Raw genomic sequence first — 19,040 nt, forward strand, 5'->3', positions numbered from 1 at the left:
CCGCTGGGGCGCGAAGCGGCCCCGACAAGGTCATTACGATTTTTCAGCGTTGGCGTTGTCGATTTCAGGGCCGCTACGCAGGCCAGCGGGAGCAAGCTCCCTCGCCACGGAGTCATCGGGCATCTCGTCATCCAGCACAATCGGCAATTCGATACAGAAGCGCGCGCCATCCACCGAGTTGGACACACTCAGTCGCCCCCCCATGTTCTCGACAATGCCATAGCTCACCGACAAACCAAGCCCGGTGCCGACGCCCACCGGTTTGGTGGTGAAAAAGGGTTCGAAAATCCGCTCCAGCAATCGTGGATCGATACCGCCGCCGTTGTCCTCGACCCACAGCCGTACCGAGTGCTTGTCGCGCTCGGCGTACACCGAAATCCACGGCCTGAAGGTAGAGTCGGCCTCGCGTTTGCTCAGTAGCGCATCCCTGGCGTTGACCATCAGGTTGATCAACACCTGTTCCAGCTGATCCACATAACCGCGCACCTGCACGGTAAAACCGGTCTCGCTGATGCGCAGGTCCACGCCTTTACCGCGCATGCCTTCGTTCAGCAGCGACAGCGTGCCCTCGATGGCATCCGCCGGGTTGAACGGTTGCTGCTCGATCTCCGAGCGCCGGCCAAATACGCGCATGTGGTCCACCACCCGCGCAGCTCGCTGCACTTGAGCGTCGATGCGATTGAGCTTGTCTTGCAGGTAATCGATCTGCACATCGCCATTGCTCAGGCGTTTGAGCACGTTGACGATGGCCATGCGCATTACATTCAGCGGCTGGTTGATTTCATGGGCCAGCCCGGTCGCCATTTCGCCGAGGGTGGCCATTTTTGCGCTTTGGGTGAGCTGCTGTTGCGAGCGGCGCACTTCAGTGTTGTCGCGGCCCACCGCTTGTACTTCGATCAGTTGCCCCCGCTCATCGAACACTCCGCGATCCGACCAGACCCACCACGCATGCTCGCGTCCCGGCAATTGCAGGCTGATTTCTGCGGTGCTGACTGGCTGCTCCGGGGTCAACAGGTTGAGACGCTGTACGAACGCATCGCGCTGTTCATCAGACATCCAGCTGCCCAGATTGACCCCCGGCAGTTCGTCCGGCGTGCACTCCAGGTACATCGCCAAGGGACGGTTGCCGAAGGTCAGGGTCAGGTCCGGGCAATAGCGGCAGATCATCGCCGGCGAGTCTTCCACCAGAATCCGGTAACGCTCCTCGCTTTGCCTGACCTGCTCGGCGACCAGGGTCGCTTCGGTGACGTCCAGCCACAAGCCGACCGCCTCCACGGGCAGGCCGAGGTCGTCGCGCAGCAGTTTGGCTTCATCGAGCAGCCAGTGATAGTCGCCCCGGCTGTCGCGCAGTCGATAGCGGGCGCGCACCGAGCCTTCGCGCAGCAGGTGGCGGGTGCGCTCGAAATACAGCTCTCGATCTTCGGGATGCACGCGTTCCACCAGTGCGGTGGCGGTGCAGTCAGCCAGATTCCAGCCCAGCAGCGGTTGCAGGCTGGCGCTGAAAAACGCCGGTTGCAGCGCACCCTCGGCGTAGCGCTGGACATAGATCACCGCCGGCGAACTGGCGATCAGGTTATCCAGCCGCGCATGAGCGGCGTCAGCGATCTGTTGCTGGTTCTTGATGTCGCTGATGTCGAGCATGAACCCCACCAGCCGCCGGTTTTCACCGCTGCCGATGGCCAGCCCCTGAAGGCGATACCACAGTGGATTTTTCCAGGCGTCAGGGCTGTATAGCCGCACACACAGGGTCAAGGCTTCGCTCTGTTGTTGCAGGGCGTGCAGGCGACTGCGCAACTCCTCGCGGTCGGCGGGGTGGATCTGTTCCAGCCACTGATCAAGGGACGGTCTGGGGGCGTCCAGTTGCAGTGCGATGACCAGGGACGGCGCCAGATGAACGTCATCCCCGACGATTTCCCACCAGCCGGTGCCCAGCAGCGTTTGCAATGACTCCATGCGCTCCAGTTGCTGGTGATGCTGCAGCTCACGCAAGCGAGCGAGCAACGGGCCTGCCAACGCGCTGCACAACCCCATCCAGTCACGATCACTCAGGTTCGATTCGCTGGCATCCACCGGATAAAAACCGCACAGCAACCAGGCCACCACGCCCCGGTCATCGCTATAGGGCACGGCAAAGCCTTCGACGTTGCCGAACATGGCCTGTACTCGCGAATGTGGGTCGAGGCCGTGATGAGTGCTGACGTGTTGTGGCCCGGTGCCGTTCAAACTGTCGAGGGTCGTGCCAAGCTGTTGTCCGTCATGCCACAGCGTTGGCGCGTCGTGGGCACGGAACTGGCGATGGATCTGCCAGCCCTGCGCCTGTTCGTCCAGCAGGGTCAGGGCGAGACAGGGGATGTGCCAGCGCTGGGCAATGGCCTGCAACTGTTCGCCGACGATCACCGGTAGCCGGGTCAGGCTGCAAGCACGCAGTTGTTCGCTGATCTGCGCGGCGAGTGCCTGGCAGGTGTCGCGACTGCGCGATTGCTGGCGCTCAAGCAACAGATCGGCGATGTCCATCAACTGCATCAGCCAGCCAGTGCCCAAGGGCTGAACCCAACCTCGCAGGTGCAGGGTCTGGTCGCCGTGGCCGGGGAAATCGAGGTCAAGACTTTGGCCCAGCCATTCCACCGGTCGGCCCTCTATGGCCAGAGTGCTGTGGGGTTGCACATAACGGTGTAGCGGCAGGGGTTGGTCATGGGGCGATTGTTGCGCCAGCAAATGGCGCAGTGGGCCGGCCATTTGCAAGACGCCACCGTTGGCATCAAGGTGCAGATGCAAGCCGAAGGGCGGCGAGCCCAGAGGGTCGGGCAGGTCGATGGCGGCAGTCGGCGCGCGGTTGAGCAAACGAGCGAAGAGTTTTTCCCCCGAGTTCAAAATTGCAGACTCGATGTCGCAGTGAGGAACGTCGGCAGATTGGGCACGGTGCCCACTCCCGGCAATACCAGAAACGGAATCACCTGATTGAGCTTGCTGACGGGGTAGTTCACCGTGACGGTCAATGTACCGGTGGTGGCGTTATAGGCCGCGCTGGTGTCCACGCCGATCACCAGGTTCAGCGCCGGGGGCACCCATGACAGTTGCTGTGTCAGTGTGGCGTTGGCGGTGCTGACCAGCACGCTGGCGTAGCTTGGCGTAGTGGGGTCCACCGCGACGCTACGGCGTACCGCCTCGGACGTGGCTTCGTTGAATGACTGCATCAGCACCAGAGGCACGCTGTAGCTGACCAGGCCATAAAACACGGCAAAAAAAATCACGAACACCAGGGCGAATTCAATCGCCACAGCGCCTTTCTGCGATTTGGGGAGGCCTGTTTTCATGACTGCGTCTACCCTGACTGTCACTGCGTAGTATCAGCATAGAATCATTCAGCAAAAACGGACGGTTTTTACCGGATGCACAGTTTTGTCCTATTGATCTGGCTGGCGCTGTGCGCGGCGCAGGATGCACGAGAGAAACGCATCGCCAATGCCTTGACCCTGGGCATTGGTTTGCTTGCGCTGATGTATTTGCTGTGGACCGGCAGCACCTGGATGGGCGCCGAGGCTGAGCAGGGCGGCTGGGCCTTTTTACTCGCGTTGGCATTCACTTTGCCGGGCTATGTAATGGGCCGAATGGGCGCCGGGGATGTGAAATTAATGACAGCTTTGGGTCTTGCGACGGACGGCGTTTTTGTCCTTGGCTCTTTTATTGGCGCCGCGATTGCCAGCGTTGTCTGGTTGTGGCTGGCGCCAAGAGTCTGGCTCCATATGAGTCAAGGGCTTAGAGAGCATCTTCGATATATGGAGCCAGGAACGTCAAAAAAGCCGCCATTTGCACCGTTTGTGTTTGCCGGGGTACTGCTTGCGCTGTATTGGATTCACTAGTCGCCAAGCGCCACTAGTCCTATGTACATAGTCGGAAAGTGCGTCTACTTTCAAGTGAGTGGTTATACAGCTGAAGGCTGAAAGTACAGGAATGGTCAGCTTCGACCTCGGCATGGAGTGGCACGTGAACAAGCTTACGTCTGCAATAAAAGTCCTTGTGGTCGACGATCAGCCGTTGATTGTTGAGGAACTGTGTGAATTCCTCGAAAGCAACGGTTATCGCTGTGTGCCATGCGAATCCAGTCGGCAGGCGGTCGAGCGTTTCGGCGAAGATGTCGATATTGGCCTGGTGCTGTGCGATTTGCACATGCCGGACCTGGATGGCATCCAGCTGGTGCAGGAGCTGCAACGTATTGCCGGCAAGGAGCGGGCCTTCGAGGCAATCATGCTCACCGGGCGTGCGGACAAGCAGGATGTGATCAAGGCGTTGCGTGCCGGCATTGCTGATTACTATCAAAAGCCCATTGATCTGGGTGAGCTGCTGGAAGGTTTGCAGCGTCAGGAAGTCGCTCTGCAAGAGCGGCACAAGAGTGTGCAGCTGGGGCAGCTGAATCAGAAGCTGCAGTTTTTATCTGAATCCATTGATGACCTTTATCAGGACCTGGACAAGGTGCGGCGTAGTCCTGGGGCGTCTTCGCGTATGGCGGCGGGGGATGAGGTCAGTGATGCGGATCGGGCGGAGATTCCGGCAATTTTCAATCAGCTGTCGCCCCGGCAACTGGATGTGGCGCGGTTGGTGGGCAAGGGGCAGACCAATTATCAGATTGCCTGTGAGTTGGGGATTACCGAGAACACGGTGAAGCTTTATGTGTCGCAGGTTTTGCGGTTGACGCATATGCATAATCGGACGCAGTTGGCGTTGGCTCTTTCTCCCAGCAGTTCTTCTGTTCGGCAGCGGGTTACTGCGCATTGACTTGGGCTTGGGCTTGGGCTTGGACTTGGCGGCCTTAGGGCCGACCATGTTCCTCCAGGTGTATACCGGTCAAACTGTGGGAGCTGGCCTGCCTGCAAAGGCGGCCTGACAGCCGACCAATCTCCCGTAGGATGTACACCGCTCCAAACTGTGGGAGCTGGCCTGCCTGCGAAGGCGGCCTGACAGCCGACCAATCTCCCCCTGATGCACCCAGTCCACCTGTGGGAGCTGGCTTGCCTGCGAAGGCGGCCTGACAGTCGACCAATCTCCCCCTGATGCACCCAGTCCAACTGTGGAAGCTGGCTTGCCTGCGAAGGCGGCCTGACAGCCGACCAATCTTCCCCAGGATGTACACCGCTCCAAACTGTGGGAGCTGGCTTGCCTGCGAAGGCGGCCTGACAGCCGACCGGGATTTTGATGGGGTACATATCCGTTGCTGCGGTAACGGCGGCTTATGGTTTCGCCCTTACGGCGAGGCACTTTTTTCAAACGCCAAAAAAGTACCCAAAAAGGCTCGCCCCGAGCGTACGGCACCTCGCTAGGGCTCGGTGTTCCCTCGCTCCGGTATTCATCTGGGGGCATCGCCTACGGTCTGCTTCGCGACGACCTCCTCTCGATGTGTGCGGCTACGCCGCACGGCGCTACGCGCCCACCCCCAGATAAACACCTCCACTCGGCCTCCCGAAGGGGCGGGTAGATCAAGAGCTGCAGGCGAGCTAACGCTCGGCCTGTTGAGTGGTGAAGGGCGGGGGTGGTATGCGGATCTGCTTCTGCTTTTGCTTTTCTGTGGGAGCGAGCTTGCTCGCGATGGCGGCCTACCAGCCAACCAATCCCTCCCGAATGTACCCCGCTCAAACCTGTGGGAGCTGGCTTGCCTGCGAAGGCGGCCTGACAGCCGACCAATCTCCCCCAGGATGTACACCGCTCCAAACTGTGGGAGCTGGCTTGCCTGCGAAGGCGGCCTGACAGCCGACCAATCTCCTCCTGATGCACCCAGTCCAACTGTGGGAGCTGGCTTGCCTGCGATGGCGGCCTGACAGCCGACCAATCTCTCCCTGATGCACCCAGTCCAACTGTGGGAGCTGGCTTGCTCGCGATGGCGGCCTGACAGCCGACCAATCTCTCCCTGATGCACCCAGCCCAACTGTGGGAGCTGGCTTGCCTGCGAAGACGGCCTGACAGCCGACCGGGATTTTGATGGGGTACATATCCGTTGCTGCGGTAATGGCGGCTTATGGTTTCGCCCTTACGGCGAGGCACTTTTTTCAAACGCCAAAAAAGCACCCAAAAAGGCTCGCCCCGAGCGTACGGCTCCTCGCTAGGGCTCGGTGTTCCCTCGCTCCGGTATTCATCTGGGGGCATCGCCTACGGTCTGCTTCGCGACGACCTCCTCTCGATGTGTGCGGCTTCGCCGCACGGCGCTACGCGCCCATCCCCAGATAAACACCTCCACTCGGCCTCCCGAAGGGGCGGGTAGATCAAGAGCTGCAGGCGAGCTAACGCTCGGCCTGTTGAGTGGTGAAGGGCGGGGGTGGTATGCGGATCTGCTTCTGCTTCTGCTTCTGCTTTTGCTTTTCTGTGGGAGCGAGCTTGCTCGCGATGGCGGCCTACCAGCCAACCAATCACTCCCGAATGTACCCGGTCCACCTGTGGGAGCTGGCTCGCCTGCTCGCGAAGGCGCCCAGCCAGCCAACCAATCCCTCCCGAATGGACTGGCAGTTCCTACAGGGCAATTACCCACTCAGTTAGTCTTGATCTTGCCCCCTGCATCTGGGTCATACAGATCCGGAATCTCATACTTGTACTTCTTCAACCATCGCTGCATCGCCATTTCCCGTTCGGCCGCTGTAGCCGCTTGTGGATTGGCGGACGCTGCCTTGTTGCGGCTTTGCAGCAGCAGCCAGCCTTCGGTTTCCTGTTGCTGTGCCGAGGCGGGGCCGGCGTCGATGGCCAGGGCGCTCAGTGGCAAAGTCAACAGGCTCAGGTAACACAGTCCTTTCAACGTGTTCATGGCAGCCTCACTTGATCGTTGACGGCAGCGGGTCGGTCGCCACCGCTACCTGACTGCCGGCCGCGGGTTTGGCCTTGACCGGGGCCTTGAGTTTTTCTGCGCGTTGTTGGGCGTCGGTGAATTGTTCCGGGGTCAGGTGCGAGCGGCTGACGATTTCGGCGGCTTGTTGCCAGTTGTCCTGGTACAGCAGCAAGGTCACCAGGTTCAGCGTCGCCAATTGATCGGTTTGCTTGAGTTCGATGGCGGTGAGGAATTCGAAGCGAGCGTCCTCCATGCGCAGCTGGTTGAGGTAGACCACGCCCAGGTCGTTGCGAATTTTTTCGTCGGTGGGCGCCAGTCGTACTGCCCGTTGCAGATGCGCCTGCGCCTGGCCGTTGTCGCCACGGGCGGCATAGAGTTGGCCCAGGCCGTGTTCGGCGTCGGCGGTCAGGCAGCTGCCGAGCAGGCTGCGGTACAGCGGTTCGGCTTCGCTGCGGCCCAGCAGGCGGTAGACCTTGGCTTTGCGCAAGCGCACTTCGCCGAGGTTGTCGGGCAGGCTTTGCAGGTTGGCCAGGCTGGCGTGCAGTTTGCCGTCGTTGGCCAGGTCATCGGCCAGGTTCAGGGCCAGTTCCTGGTCGGAACTCAGCTTGCTGCAACTGCTGGGGCCGGTCAGTGCTGCCCACGGCGTCTGGCCGTCGGTGGCGCATCCGCCGAGCATCAACAGGCTTGCCGCGACTATCAGTGCTTTCATCAAACTCTCTCCATGAGCCAACGTCAGGATGCGAACGCTCGGGTAATGGCGGTAAAGCCAGGGCCGGCCAGTACGATCAGCAAGGCCGGAAACAGAAACATCATCATCACCACGGACATCTTGGCCGACATCTTTGAAATGTATTCCTGCAGGCGTGTCAGGCGTCGGTCGTCCAGCAGTTGTTTGAGCGACAGCAGGGATTTCATCGCGCCACCGCCCTGATGAATCAGTTGCTGCAAGATCACGCAGGTATCGGTGAATTCATCCACCGCCAGCATCACCGCCGCCTTGTTCAGCTCCTGGCCCAGCTCCAGGCCCGAGTCGACGCGGGTCAGGATCAGCCGCAGTTCGCTGGTCAGTTCCGGCAGCAGTTTCTGGCCTTCGGTGCTGAGCACGCGCAACGCCTGTTCAACCGCCATGCCGGATTCGAAGAGGATGCGCAGCAGTGGAATGAAGGTGGAAATTTCGGCCGAGATGATTTTCTGCCGGCGGCCAGCGGCATACGCCAGCAAGCGTTTGGGCAGCAGATAACCAGCACCGGTGGCGAGCATCGGCGCGAGCCAGCCGTTGGCGGCGTGGGGGAAAAACACTTCTTGCAGAAACAACCCGAGGCCCAGGGTCAGCAGCGGGGTGCCGACCTGGCAGGCGGCATACAGCGAGCGTTCGCTGGCGCGGCGCCAGCCCAGGCGGCTGAGCAGGGTCTGGGTTTCGCTGTCGATGCTCACCGAGCGCTGGCCGAATCGGCTGTTGCCCAGTGCACGCAGCCAATGGCCGAAGCGGTTTTCCCGTACCAGATTGCCCTGCAGGCGCTGGGTCACCTGACGCACACGGCGACGCTCTTGCAGCAAGTGATTGCTCACCAGCAACAGGGCGCCGAGGAACAGCATGAGAGCCGCCAGCAGCACCATTTCAAACGCTCCGCAACATGCGCCACAGTGCCAGGCAGCCGAGCACCTGCAACACCGCCGCGACGATCAGCATGGTCTGGCCACCCGAGTCGTGCCACATGCCGAGCATGTAGCCGGGGTTGGTCAGCATGAAGTAACTCACCAGAATCACCGGCAGTGAACCCAGCACCCAGGCGGTCATGCGGGTTTCGCCGGTCAGGGCGCGCAGTTGGCGGGCGCCCTGGTCGCGTTCGCGAATCAGTTTGATCAGGTTCTCCAACAGCTCGCTGGCGTTGCCGCCGTAACGGTGGTTGACCTTCAAGCCCAGGGCGAACATGCGCAGTTCGTTCTGCTCATACAGCTCGGCGAAGTCGCTCACGGCGTCCGGCAAATTAACGCCAAACTGCACGTTGCGCTGCACCCGGCCCATGGCTTTTTTCAGTGGGTCGTCACTGGCTTCGATGCTGCCCATGACCGCGTCGGCCAGGGTCCGGCCGGACTTGAGGCTGCGTACGGTGTGGTCGAGTAACTGCGGCAGTTGTTCGATCATGCGTTTGAGGCGGCGCCGATACAGCCAGTCAATGTACAGCCGCAGCAGCAGCGGTGGCGTGAGTACCGCGACCAGCAAGCCGATCCAGTCCGCCAGCAGGTAGCCGAGCAGCATCGCCACGGCCCATAGCATCAGCCACAGGCCGAGACGCTCGGTCGGGCGTCCCAGGCCTGCGCGCAGAAACATGCGTTCAAGGCCCACCCACGAAGTGTTGACCATGGGCTGTTGCGGTTGACCTTCGGCCAGGCGGTTAAGCACGCGTTCGTTGGCAGTCTTGTGGACGCCGTGCAGGAACAGGCGGATCGACAGCCCCAGCAAAATCAGGCAGATGAGGATGAGAATAATCGGTCCGATCATGATGAATACCCCATGCCGTCAGCCCAGGTTCGTCTCGTGCCGCAGCTTGTCGCCAGCCGGGTTGAGCGCTTCGCGCAGGAAGCCGAAACCCGCCTGCCGGTTAAGCCGGAACAGTGTGTTGGTGACATAGATGTCTTCACGAATGCCGACCACTTCCACGACCTCGCTGACGCAGCGTCGACCATCGGGCAGGCGCGTCAGCTGGATGATCACGTCCAGCGCCGCGCAGATCATTTGCCGCAAAGTGCGCTCGGCCACCGTGCGGCCGGTAAGGCCAACCAGGGTTTCGAGACGCAGCAAGGCGTCCTGGGCATTGTTGGCGTGCACGGTACTCATGGAGCCATCGTGGCCGGTGTTCATGGCGGTGAGTACGTCGAGCACTTCGACGCCGCGGATCTCGCCGAGGATGATCCGGTCGGGGCGCATTCGCAGGGCGTTGCGGATCAGGTCGCTGGCTTTGACTTCGCCGTGGCCCTCGGCATTCGGCGGGCGCGTTTCCAGGCGCACGACGTGGGGATGGCCCAGTTGCAATTCGGCGACGTCCTCGATAGTCACCAGTCGTTCATGGGGATTGATCAGCTGGCTGAGGATGTTCAGCAACGTGGTTTTGCCGGTGCCGGTCCCGCCGCTGATGAGGATGTTGCAGCGCTTGCCGACCGCCTCTTGAAGAAAGTCGAAAATCGCCAGGTCGATGGTCTGCGTGGCCATCAGGTCGGTGCTTTTGAGCATGTCCTTGCGAAATTTACGAATCGACAGGCAGGGTCCATCCAGCGCAATCGGCGGGATGATCGCGTTGACCCGGCTGCCGTCGGGCATGCGCGCATCGACCATCGGCGACGACTCGTCCAGTCGTCTTCCCAGCGGCGCAAGGATGCGTTGCATGACGCGTTCGACGTGATGCGCATCGATAAAACGCAGGTCACTTTGGTGCAGCACGCCGTCGCGTTCGATGAATACGCGATGCGGGCCGTTGACCAGAATCTCCGTCACCGATGGGTCGCGCAGCAACACTTCGAGCGGACCGAAGCCGGTCAGTTCATCGACGATTTCTTCGGCCAGGCGCTCCATTTCGTAGCGGGAAATCGCCAGGTGCAAACGGGCAATGTATTCGGCGACCTTGTCGGTGACGAACTGCGCCAACAACTGCCGCGAGCCCTCCAGCAGGTTTTTCCCGGACTCTTCGATGGCGTCGATGATGTAGCGGTGCAGCACCAGTTTCAGGCCTTCATGGTCGGTGTTGCCGACCGGGCCGCGCTGGGGTGCGCCGAAGAGTTTTTCTGCGGTCATGGTGTGCCTCGCAACCGGTTGAACCAGTTGACCTTCGGCTTGGCCAGGCCTTCGGAACGTTTGGCCAGGCGCTCGCCGAGGGTGCGCAGGCTTTGTGTGAGTTTTTCACGAGGGCCCAGTTCGAACAGGCTCAGGCCCTGGTTTTTTGCGTTCAGGCGCAGTTCCGGACTGAAGGCCAGTACCGCGATCACTTCCAGATTGAAGGTTTTGCCGAGGGTGTCCGAGTTCGGGGCGACGTTGCTCAGGTAGCGGTCGATCAGCAAACGGCCGTGGTCGAGCTTCATGCCTTTTTCCCGCCACAGATTGAGTACCGTCAGGTTGCGGCGGCAGTCGAGAACGTTCTGGTCGGTGTACCACAGCAGCTTGTCGCAATGGCTGACAAAGGTGCGCAAGGCTTCGCTGTCGGGCTGGCCGGTGAGGTTCACGACGATGTGCTGGAAGTGTTGGCGCAGGGCGCTGAGCAGCATGTACAACTCGGCGGCGCTGGTGCTTTCCAGCGGCTCGTCGCTGCTGGCATAGGCCAGGATCCGCAGGCCCGCTTCAGCGCTGGTGAAGGCGCTGTCGATCAGCGTGGCGTCGAGACGGCGCAAGTGGCGCAGGGCATCGCCAAAGTGAAACGAACTCTCCAGCCCGAACAGCGCCAGGCTGTCGCCGCGTGGCATGCCGAGGTCGAGCAGCAAGGTTTGCTGGCCGCTCTTTTGCACCACCAGCGCCATGTGATTGGCCAGCAGCGCGCCGTCGGCATTACTCTGCACGCCGTACAACACGGTGAGGCCGCCCAGTTGCGTGTTCGGTGCCACTGGCGGCAGGCGTTTGCTCAAGCGCCGCACGAGCCCGGCGACTTCACTGGAACGCGAACCGTAGGCGACGAAATCCCGCGCGCCGGCACGCATGGCATTGAGTACCAGCTGATTATCCATGCCGTCGCCGAGTGCGACGATGGCCAGCATCGGCTTGGCCTCCAGCGCGCCCTCGATCAGAGCGCTCTGGGCCACTACGTGTTCGCGGTCAAGGCCGACAAACACCAGGCTGGCGAAGGTGACATCCACCAGTGCCAGCAGTTCGTCGAGGCTGCCACCCCCGGCACTCACCACCTGACCCAATGGCGCGAGGGCGCCTTGCAGCCATTCCAGGTCGGTGCTGTTGCGGGTGATGGCGAGGAACGTCTGGCTCAGGCTCTGGCTCATTGCGACAACCCGCTGCGCTTGTCGAAGTTGCCGTTTTCGAGGAAGAACATGCGGTAGAAGTTCGGGTCGTAGTTGCGCAGTTTTTCCCCCGGTAACGCGGGCAGTTGTGCATCGGCAGCCAGTGGTTTCACCAAGTGTGGGGTGACGATCATCAGCAGTTCGCGTTCGGTGCGGTTGATGGTCGAACTGCGGAAAAATGCCCCAAGGATCGGGATGTCGCCCAGCCCTGGAAACTTGTTCACCTGCGAGGTGTTGGTGGTGTTGATCAGGCCACTGATGACAAAGCTTTCGCCGTCGGCCAGCGAGACGCTGGTGTCGGTGCGGCGGATGGTCAACGCCGGAACCGGCGTGCCGGCGATGGTGATGGCGTTGCTGTAATCCAGTTCACTGACTTCCGGCGCGACTTTCAAGGCAATACGGTTACGGCCGATGACGGTCGGGGTCAGGGTCAGGCGGATGCCGAACTCCTTGTATTCGATGGTGACGGTATCGCTGCCGGAACTGGGCACCGGGATCGGGATTTCTCCGCCGGCCAGGAAGCTCGCACTCTGCCCGCTCAGCGCCACCAGGCTGGGGCGCGCCAGTGTGTAGGCGAAGCCGCTGCCTTCCAGGGCGTTGATGATCGCCATGGTCTTGCCGCCGATCCACGAGAAGTTGAACTGGGTGTTATCCACGGGCAGTGTTGGCGTATTTACGCCATTGGGCAGCGTCCCCGGGGAGCCCAGCTGGAAGTTGCCCCGGTTGCCGATCAACGACGCCGTGGCTTCCTTGAGTTTGGTGCGGCTGACTTCAACGAAGCGGATGTCGGTCTGCACCTGGGATGGCAACTCGGGCTCATCGGATGGCAGCACGCTGGTGCTGGTCAGGGCGGCGGTGGCTTTGCCCTGGACGAACACCATGCTCTGCCGCGGTTCGCTGGCACAGGCGGTCCAGACCATCAGGCTGGTGGCGCCGGGGGCCATGCCGGTGAGTAAAAAGGACGAACTGCCGTTGGCATGCACGTCGGCGATTTTCGGGTCGCCGATGGCCAGGCGCGTGATCGCCACCGGCGACTGTACATCCTGTTGCAGCCCCTCGCCGATCTCGATCACCGGCGGCAAGCGGCCCAGTGCGGTGCAATTGCTGCTTATCGCGAAGGCGCTGTTCATGGACAGTCCCATCAGCATCAAGGCCCCGAACACGGGTTTGAACGTCGGCCAGGAACGACTCTGCATGCACTTGGATCCTTGCTCAGTCATGGGGTTTGTTGGGTGATCTGATTGCCGCGGATGATCTCCACCGCAGGCCTGGCCGCACCGCCGTGGTCGCCGCTGGACGGCGTTTTCGGCGTGCCGCCAAGGGCCAGTTGGGTGAACTGGAAAAGTTCGCTGTTGGCGCTGTCGAGCTTGGCCGGTGACGCGCTTTCGCCCGCCCAGTATTTAGCCAGACGCTGCTCTTCGCTGCTGCGCACCGCAAGGCGCAAGGTGCCGACCTGAGTGGCGAGCATCAGCCGGCTCAAGAGTTGTTCGGGCACCGCCAGCACCACCGTGCGTGCGGCGATGCGGCGTTGATCCTGTTTGAGTTTGTCGTCACTGCTCATGGCCGGGTTGGCAGGTTGGCCGTCGTTGGTCAGGCCGAACTGTTCACCGACGCCGAGCACGCGTATGGCCGGGACGACGATCTGCGCCGACTGCTGCAGGTTGCTGGCGTCCTGGCGCAGATACAGCAGCACATCGACATAGTCGCCGGGTATCAGTTGCCCGGCGGCGCCGATCACTTCGTCCACGGCCACGGCGAGCGCGCGTTCATCGCTGTGAATCATGCGTGCCAGTGCGCCGCCGGCCGCGAAACTTTCATCGTTGAGCCAGGTGCCAGCGCTCAGGTGCCGCCACGGCGTGCGGCCGACGGCCTGCTCGACGTTGCTCAGGCTGCCGGCAGGGGCGCTGCGCAGTTTTTCCACGGTCAGGTCGGCGGCGGTCAGCGGGGTAAAGGGCGGCACGTCGTGCAGCAGCACGACCACCGGCTGGCGGGTCTGGTCTTCGGCAACGGCGACGGTTTTTTCAACAGTAACCACCGGGGCGGCGGGCGCCTGGGGAGCGGCAACAGGCGCCGACTGCCGACTGAGGACAAGGCCCCAATAACCGACAAAAATCGCCCCGAGTAAAAGCACTGCTGCAAGGCCCATGGTGATGCGACTGTTCATGACGGCTCTCCCTATCCTGCTGCACTATCAGCCCACTTCCTAACGAGAGATTTCCGCAATCAGGCAGCTATGAACATGCAACTATTTCGCTATTTCCACGCTAGCTGATCTAAGACAAAACGCCATTACTGGTCCGAAAATAACTCACTAAAGTATGAGTATTGGCCAATTAACTGTCGGGATGTCGACGTCGACCTTGTGGTTAATTCTTTGTGATTAATCCGTTCTTACAGTTGTTGACAGGGGGTTTGTTGGCAATGCTCTGGTAGCACGGTGGAAGCCTGTCGCAGTACCGTTAGAGCGGCGCCAGAGGCGCGAAGGAGTAGGCATATGTCCCGTATGATTCTCGACTACCTGGTGGCCAGGGCCCGATTGTTTTTAAACAGTGAAGAAGGAGCATCGGCTATCGAGTACGCGATTGTGGTGGCCATGGTTGCGGTTGTGGTGGTGGTATTCGTGACACCGATCGGCACCAAAGTCCTGAACATCTTCAACTCTGTTCTGGTGGCGCTCGGCGGCACGGCGCAGACCAAACCTACGCCTTGATCGAGAGGGTTTTTCGGCAGTCATGCCCGTACTGGTATCTGTTGATTGATGGCCCTGGAAGGCGCGTTCGGGCTCTGCTTTTTTATTACCGGGATTATGTTGTCTGGGTGCCTTTGGCACGAAGGAGAACTTCCATGCTCTTTGAATACTTGTTGATGCGCGCGCGTCTTTTTCTGGGCAGTACTGAAGCGGCGTCGGCCATCGAGTACGCCATTGTGGTCGCGATGGTGGCGGTGGTGGTTGTGGTGTTTATCACGCCGGTGGGCGCCAAGGTGCTGGCGATTTTCAACAGTGTGCTGGTGGCTCTTGGCGGCACTGCGCAGACGGCACCGGTGCAAACGCCATGACCTGAGTGAAGGTCGCGCTTGGCTGATGTCACGCTACACTCGGTCTTACATTCAGTTCTCAGGTATTGCCCATGAACGCTTCTTCGCCTCCACGCCAACAGTTGCTTCTGGTTGACGATGAAGAGGACGCGTTGCTGGAATTGGCGGAACTGCTGGAGGGCGAGGGCTTCATTTGTTTTACCGCGACTTCGGTCAAGCTTGCCCTGCATCATTTGACGCGCAATCCGGATATTGCTTTGGTGATTACTGATCTGCGGATGCCGGAGGAAAGTGGCATGTCGTTGATCAAGCGGTTGCGTGAGCATACGTCGCGTCAGCATTTGCCGGTGATTGTGACGTCGGGGCATGCGGATATGGAGGATGTCAGTGACATGCTGCGGTTGCAGGTGTTGGATCTGTTTCGCAAGCCCATTTATCACGTTCGCTTGCTGGAGACGTTGAATAATCTGTTTCCTTTGCCGGCTGTGCATTTGGTCAAGCCTTGACTTGGCGGCCTTTGGGCCGACCATGCTCTTGGGGTTTTGCGTGTATATCCGTTGCTGCGGTGATGGCGGCTTATGGTTTCGCCCTTACGGCGAGGCACTTTTTTCAAACGCCAAAAAAGTACCCAAAAAGGCTCGCCCCGAGCGTACGGCTCCTCGCTAGGGCTCGGTGTTCCCTCGCTCCGGTATTCATCTGGGGGCATCGCCTACGGTCTGCTTCGCGACGACCTCCTCTCGATGTGTGCGGCTGCGCCGCACGGCGCTACGCGCCCACCCCCAGATAAACACCTCCACTCGGCCTCCCGAAGGGGCGGGTAGATCAAGAGCTGCAGGCGAGCTAACGCTCGGCCTGTTGAGTGGTGAAGGGCGGGGGGGGAGGTATGCGGATCTGTTTCTGCCTTTGCTTCTGCCTTTGCTTCTGCTTCTGCTTTCCTGTGGGAGCGAGCTTGCTCGCGATGGCGGCCTGACAGCCGACCAATCTCTCCCAGGATGTACACCGCTCCAAACTGTGGGAGCTGGCTTGCCTGCGAAAGCGGCCCACCAGCCAACCAATCTCCCCCAGGTGCACCCAGTCCAAACTGTGGGAGCTGGCTTGCCTGCGAAGACGGCCTGCCAGCCGACCAATCTCCCCCAGATGCACCCAGTCCAACTGTGGGAGCTGGCTTGCCTGCGAAGACGACCTACCAGCCAACCAATCCCTTGCGAATGTACTCAATCCAAACTGTGGGAGCTGGCTTGCCTGCGAAGACGCCCTACCAGCCGACCAATCTCCCCCAGATGCACCCAGTCCAAACTGTGGGAGCTGGCTTGCCTGCGAAAGCGGCCCACCAGCCAACCAATCTCCCCCAGATGCACCCCGCTCAAACCTGTGGGAGCTGACTTGCCTACGAAAGCGGCCCACCAGCCAACCAAGCTCTCCCAAGTGCACCCGATCCAACTGTGGGAGCTGGCTTGCCTGCGAAGACGCCCTGCCAGCCGACCAATCTCCCCCTGATGCACCCAGTCCACTGTGGGACCTGGCTTGCCTGCGAAAGCGGCCTACCAGCCAACCAATCTCCTCCAGATGTACACCACTCAAAACTGTGGGAGTGAGCCTGCTCGCGAAAGCGGCCCCCCACCAGGGATTTAAAATTTGACGCCATCACTTTGACATTTAAGTAGTGTCGAAATGATGGCTCGTGTACATTTGCCGCGCCCGATCAAGCCCCCGCTTTCGGGTCGGTAGGGATGCCTGATTGAAACGTTGAGCCCTGCTGGAACATTTTCACGTTTCGGAAGGGAGTCTCGATTGAACACCTCTTGCCTGCGCCGCACGTTGTTGGCGCTCTCTGTCTGCGCTGCCACTTACTCGTCTAACGTTTTTGCCGATACGCTTGATTACGATCTGGGCGTCCGTGGCCCGCTGATCAGCGTCAATCAGTATTACGGTTTCCTGAACCTCACCGGCACGGCGAACGTGGTGCAAACCTCGCCTTCGGCAGTGACCAGCGCGGCGCAGTTCACCCGGCCCATGGCCAACTATGAAGTGCGCAACCAAGCGGCGATTACCATTGACGGCGCCACTCACGGCGTGGGCGTGGGCATGAACTCGGGCGGTGTGTCGTGGGCAAAGCTCAATTCCAACCTGTGGAATGACGGGTCGATCAAGGTCAACGGTCTGGCCGACAGTGGTGATTCGACGGGGTTTGCTGTCCAGGGTGTCCAGCTCGGTGGCAACTTCATCAACAAGGGCGAGATCGCCGTGACCGGCAACAACGCCACGGGTGTATCGCTGGTCGGCGTGAAAATGGGCAAAGGCGTTATCAACGAGGGGACGATTACTGCCAGTGGCTCGAATGCCCGCGGTATATACCTTGAGAGCACCACCGCCACGATGCCGGTCTATAACGCCAACACCATCACGGCCACCGGCAGTGGGGCCGAAGCACTGACCATCAAGGGTGCAACCTTTACCCCAGAGGCCGGCGTCAGAACCAGCAGTGTCGTGAACTCGGGCAACTTGTCCGGCGAGTCCATCGGTATCCATGTGAGCAATCAACCTGCAGGGGGGGCGTTGTTCAGCATCAGCCAGTTCTCGGGGATGATCGAAGGCGGCAAGGCGGCCATTCAGGTTGACGACGGCCAGAGCTATTTCCACTGGAGCGGCGGCGATGTCAAAGGTGATTTGCTCGGCCTGTCCGGGGTATTGATCGATAATGACGTCAGCTTTGACGGCTCGACCATCAAGGCCGGTTACGTTGCTGTTCAAGAGGGTCAACTGACTCTGGTGCAGCCGCACACCACGATTGTCGGCAACCTGGACATGGAAGAGGCCGACTCGGTTATTGTGATGTCGGTTGGCAAGGATACCGACATCAACCGGCCAGTCCTGACCGTCACTGGCACCACTGACATCGCGCCTGGCGGGCACTTGCAGTTGCAGGCCCGTTCCACTGATTTCCGTACCGCTGCCGGTGGCAATCGTTACACCTTGATCAGTTCGGGCAATCTGGTCGGTGGCGAGAACCTGACCGTGGCGTCTTCCTCTGCGTTGCTGGAGGTCAAGAGTTACGGCGTCGAAGGCAATGATGTGAAGGCGCTGGTCAGCACCAAGCCTGAAGACGTGGTGGCGCAAAACACACTTGACGCTGGCGGCAGTGTCAATGGCGCTGTTGCAGTGGGTAGCCTGTCGACGTCGTTGATGGCCAGGCTCGGCGAACAGGACCCGGTGTTCCAGGCCTTCGCCAATGCCAGCACCGATGCGCAGTTGGCCAGGCTGGCGGATCAGCTCAGCCCGGACGTCAGCCGTGGCGTACTGCATGCGACCACCAACAGCCAGACGCTGGTCTCCAGCGTCATCAATGATCGCTCCAGCCGCGCCCGTACCGGTAACGGCGCGACGGATAAGGGCGTGTGGCTGCAAGCCCTGAGCAGTGACGCCAATCAGGACGAACGCCGTGGCGTCGCCGGCTATGACGCGGACAGCCACGGGATAGCCGTCGGTGCTGACGGTCAGTTGACGGCCGACACGGTCGTGGGGCTGGCGTACAGCTATCTCAAGAGCGATGTGAAATCGGATCTGGGCAGCAAAACCGACGTGGCCGGTCACGCGTTGACGCTGTACGGCAACTGGACGCATGACAACTGGTTCGTTGACTCGTCGCTGATGTATGGCTGGAACGATAACGAGTCCAAACGCTACATCGCCGGCACCCGGGCCAAGGGTGATTACGACAGCGATATTTTTGGTGTGAGTGCGTTGGCCGGTTACAGCTTCCACCTGCAACCGAACCTGTTACTTGAGCCGCAAGTGGGCGCGCGTTACGCCAACGTGGGGATGGACAGCTATCGCGAGAAGGGCAGTTCGGCATCGTTGAATGTCGGCAGCCAGCGTTATGAAGTGGGAGAGATGGGCGTGGGTGCGCGACTGGCGGCGGCGTTTGATCTGGGCGCCGGTAGCCTGGAGCCGGAAGCCAAGGTCATGGCGTGGCACGACTTTATAGGTGACAAGACGGGCACCACCTCATCGTTCGTGTTGGGCGGTGATTCGTTTGCGACGCGTGGCACCACGCCTGTGCGTGACAGCTATGAAATGGGGGTTGGCGCCAACTATCGCATGGGTGCCTGGAGTGTGGGCGGGTCGTACAACTATGTGACCAGCACGGGTTTTGACTCCGACAGCTTTACGGCAAAAGTGCGTTACGACTTCTGAGTCGGGCGTC

The 19,040-nt window shown here is 60.7% G+C and carries 16 protein-coding genes; 6 read left to right on the top strand and 10 right to left on the bottom strand.

What is annotated here, in order from left to right; genetic code table 11:
* Positions 1-33 precede the first annotated feature (33 nt).
* Both POF45_RS19485 and POF45_RS19490 read right to left on the bottom strand, forming a co-directional pair.
* Positions 34-2,871 carry an ATP-binding protein gene (locus POF45_RS19485; protein ID WP_259498983.1) on the bottom strand — a complete coding sequence of 946 codons (2,838 nt, stop codon included), beginning with the start codon at positions 2,869-2,871 and terminating at the stop codon, positions 34-36.
* Positions 2,868-3,314, bottom strand: a complete 447-nt coding sequence (locus POF45_RS19490; protein WP_259498985.1) for a TadE/TadG family type IV pilus assembly protein — start codon at positions 3,312-3,314, stop codon at positions 2,868-2,870. The genes POF45_RS19485 and POF45_RS19490 overlap by 4 nt, the downstream gene beginning before the upstream one ends.
* 75 nt (positions 3,315-3,389) lie before the next feature.
* Here POF45_RS19490 and POF45_RS19495 point away from each other — a divergent pair, with 75 nt between their 5' ends.
* Together POF45_RS19495 and POF45_RS19500 are read left to right on the top strand one after the other, a co-directional pair.
* Complete coding sequence (locus POF45_RS19495) at positions 3,390-3,860, top strand: A24 family peptidase (RefSeq protein WP_259498987.1); 471 nt, start codon at positions 3,390-3,392, stop codon at positions 3,858-3,860.
* 124 nt (positions 3,861-3,984) lie between these two features.
* Positions 3,985-4,773, top strand: coding sequence for a response regulator transcription factor (locus tag POF45_RS19500; protein ID WP_282316457.1), 789 nt, complete (start codon positions 3,985-3,987; stop codon positions 4,771-4,773).
* A 1,741-nt stretch (positions 4,774-6,514) separates the two neighbouring features.
* On the opposite strand, the gene POF45_RS19505 is transcribed toward POF45_RS19500, so the two are convergent.
* From POF45_RS19505 to cpaB, 8 genes are read right to left on the bottom strand one after another with little or no spacing between them, the layout of a single operon-like run.
* Positions 6,515-6,784: a DUF3613 domain-containing protein gene (locus POF45_RS19505; RefSeq protein ID WP_282316458.1), complete on the bottom strand. Its 270-nt coding sequence runs from the start codon at positions 6,782-6,784 to the stop codon at positions 6,515-6,517.
* A 7-nt stretch (positions 6,785-6,791) separates the two neighbouring features.
* Entirely contained in the window at positions 6,792-7,514 is a 723-nt protein-coding gene (locus POF45_RS19510; RefSeq protein ID WP_259498993.1) for a tetratricopeptide repeat protein, read from the bottom strand.
* 23 nt (positions 7,515-7,537) lie between these two features.
* A complete protein-coding gene (locus POF45_RS19515) occupies positions 7,538-8,422 on the bottom strand; it encodes a type II secretion system F family protein (protein WP_259498995.1) in 885 nt (294 codons plus the stop codon).
* Position 8,423: 1 nt separating this feature from the next.
* Entirely contained in the window at positions 8,424-9,308 is an 885-nt protein-coding gene (locus POF45_RS19520; protein WP_282316459.1) for a type II secretion system F family protein, read from the bottom strand.
* Between the two features lie 18 nt (positions 9,309-9,326).
* Positions 9,327-10,595: a TadA family conjugal transfer-associated ATPase gene (locus tag POF45_RS19525; protein ID WP_282316461.1), complete on the bottom strand. Its 1,269-nt coding sequence runs from the start codon at positions 10,593-10,595 to the stop codon at positions 9,327-9,329.
* Positions 10,592-11,782, bottom strand: a complete 1,191-nt coding sequence (locus POF45_RS19530; RefSeq protein WP_259498999.1) for a CpaE/TadZ family protein — start codon at positions 11,780-11,782, stop codon at positions 10,592-10,594. The genes POF45_RS19525 and POF45_RS19530 overlap by 4 nt, the downstream gene beginning before the upstream one ends.
* Entirely contained in the window at positions 11,779-12,996 is a 1,218-nt protein-coding gene (locus POF45_RS19535) for a type II and III secretion system protein family protein (RefSeq protein WP_282316462.1), read from the bottom strand. Before POF45_RS19535 ends, POF45_RS19530 begins: the two co-directional genes overlap by 4 nt.
* Before the next feature lie 20 nt (positions 12,997-13,016).
* Complete coding sequence (gene cpaB, locus POF45_RS19540) at positions 13,017-13,964, bottom strand: Flp pilus assembly protein CpaB (RefSeq protein WP_282316463.1); 948 nt, start codon at positions 13,962-13,964, stop codon at positions 13,017-13,019.
* Between the two features lie 330 nt (positions 13,965-14,294).
* On the opposite strand from cpaB, the gene POF45_RS19545 reads away from it, so the two are divergent.
* From POF45_RS19545 to POF45_RS19560, 4 genes are all read left to right on the top strand, one after another.
* Complete coding sequence (locus POF45_RS19545) at positions 14,295-14,510, top strand: Flp family type IVb pilin (protein WP_409077916.1); 216 nt, start codon at positions 14,295-14,297, stop codon at positions 14,508-14,510.
* A 134-nt stretch (positions 14,511-14,644) separates the two neighbouring features.
* Positions 14,645-14,857, top strand: coding sequence for a Flp family type IVb pilin (locus POF45_RS19550; protein WP_259499004.1), 213 nt, complete (start codon positions 14,645-14,647; stop codon positions 14,855-14,857).
* Positions 14,858-14,928: 71 nt separating this feature from the next.
* Positions 14,929-15,342, top strand: coding sequence for a response regulator (locus tag POF45_RS19555; RefSeq protein ID WP_259499006.1), 414 nt, complete (start codon positions 14,929-14,931; stop codon positions 15,340-15,342).
* Between the two features lie 1,285 nt (positions 15,343-16,627).
* The gene (locus POF45_RS19560) at positions 16,628-19,030 is read left to right on the top strand and encodes an autotransporter family protein (RefSeq protein WP_259499008.1); all 2,403 of its coding nucleotides are present in this window, start codon (positions 16,628-16,630) and stop codon (positions 19,028-19,030) included.
* Positions 19,031-19,040 lie beyond the last annotated feature (10 nt).

Origin of the sequence: Pseudomonas fungipugnans, from assembly GCF_029955235.1 — a bacterium.
GTDB lineage: Bacteria > Pseudomonadota > Gammaproteobacteria > Pseudomonadales > Pseudomonadaceae > Aquipseudomonas > Aquipseudomonas fungipugnans.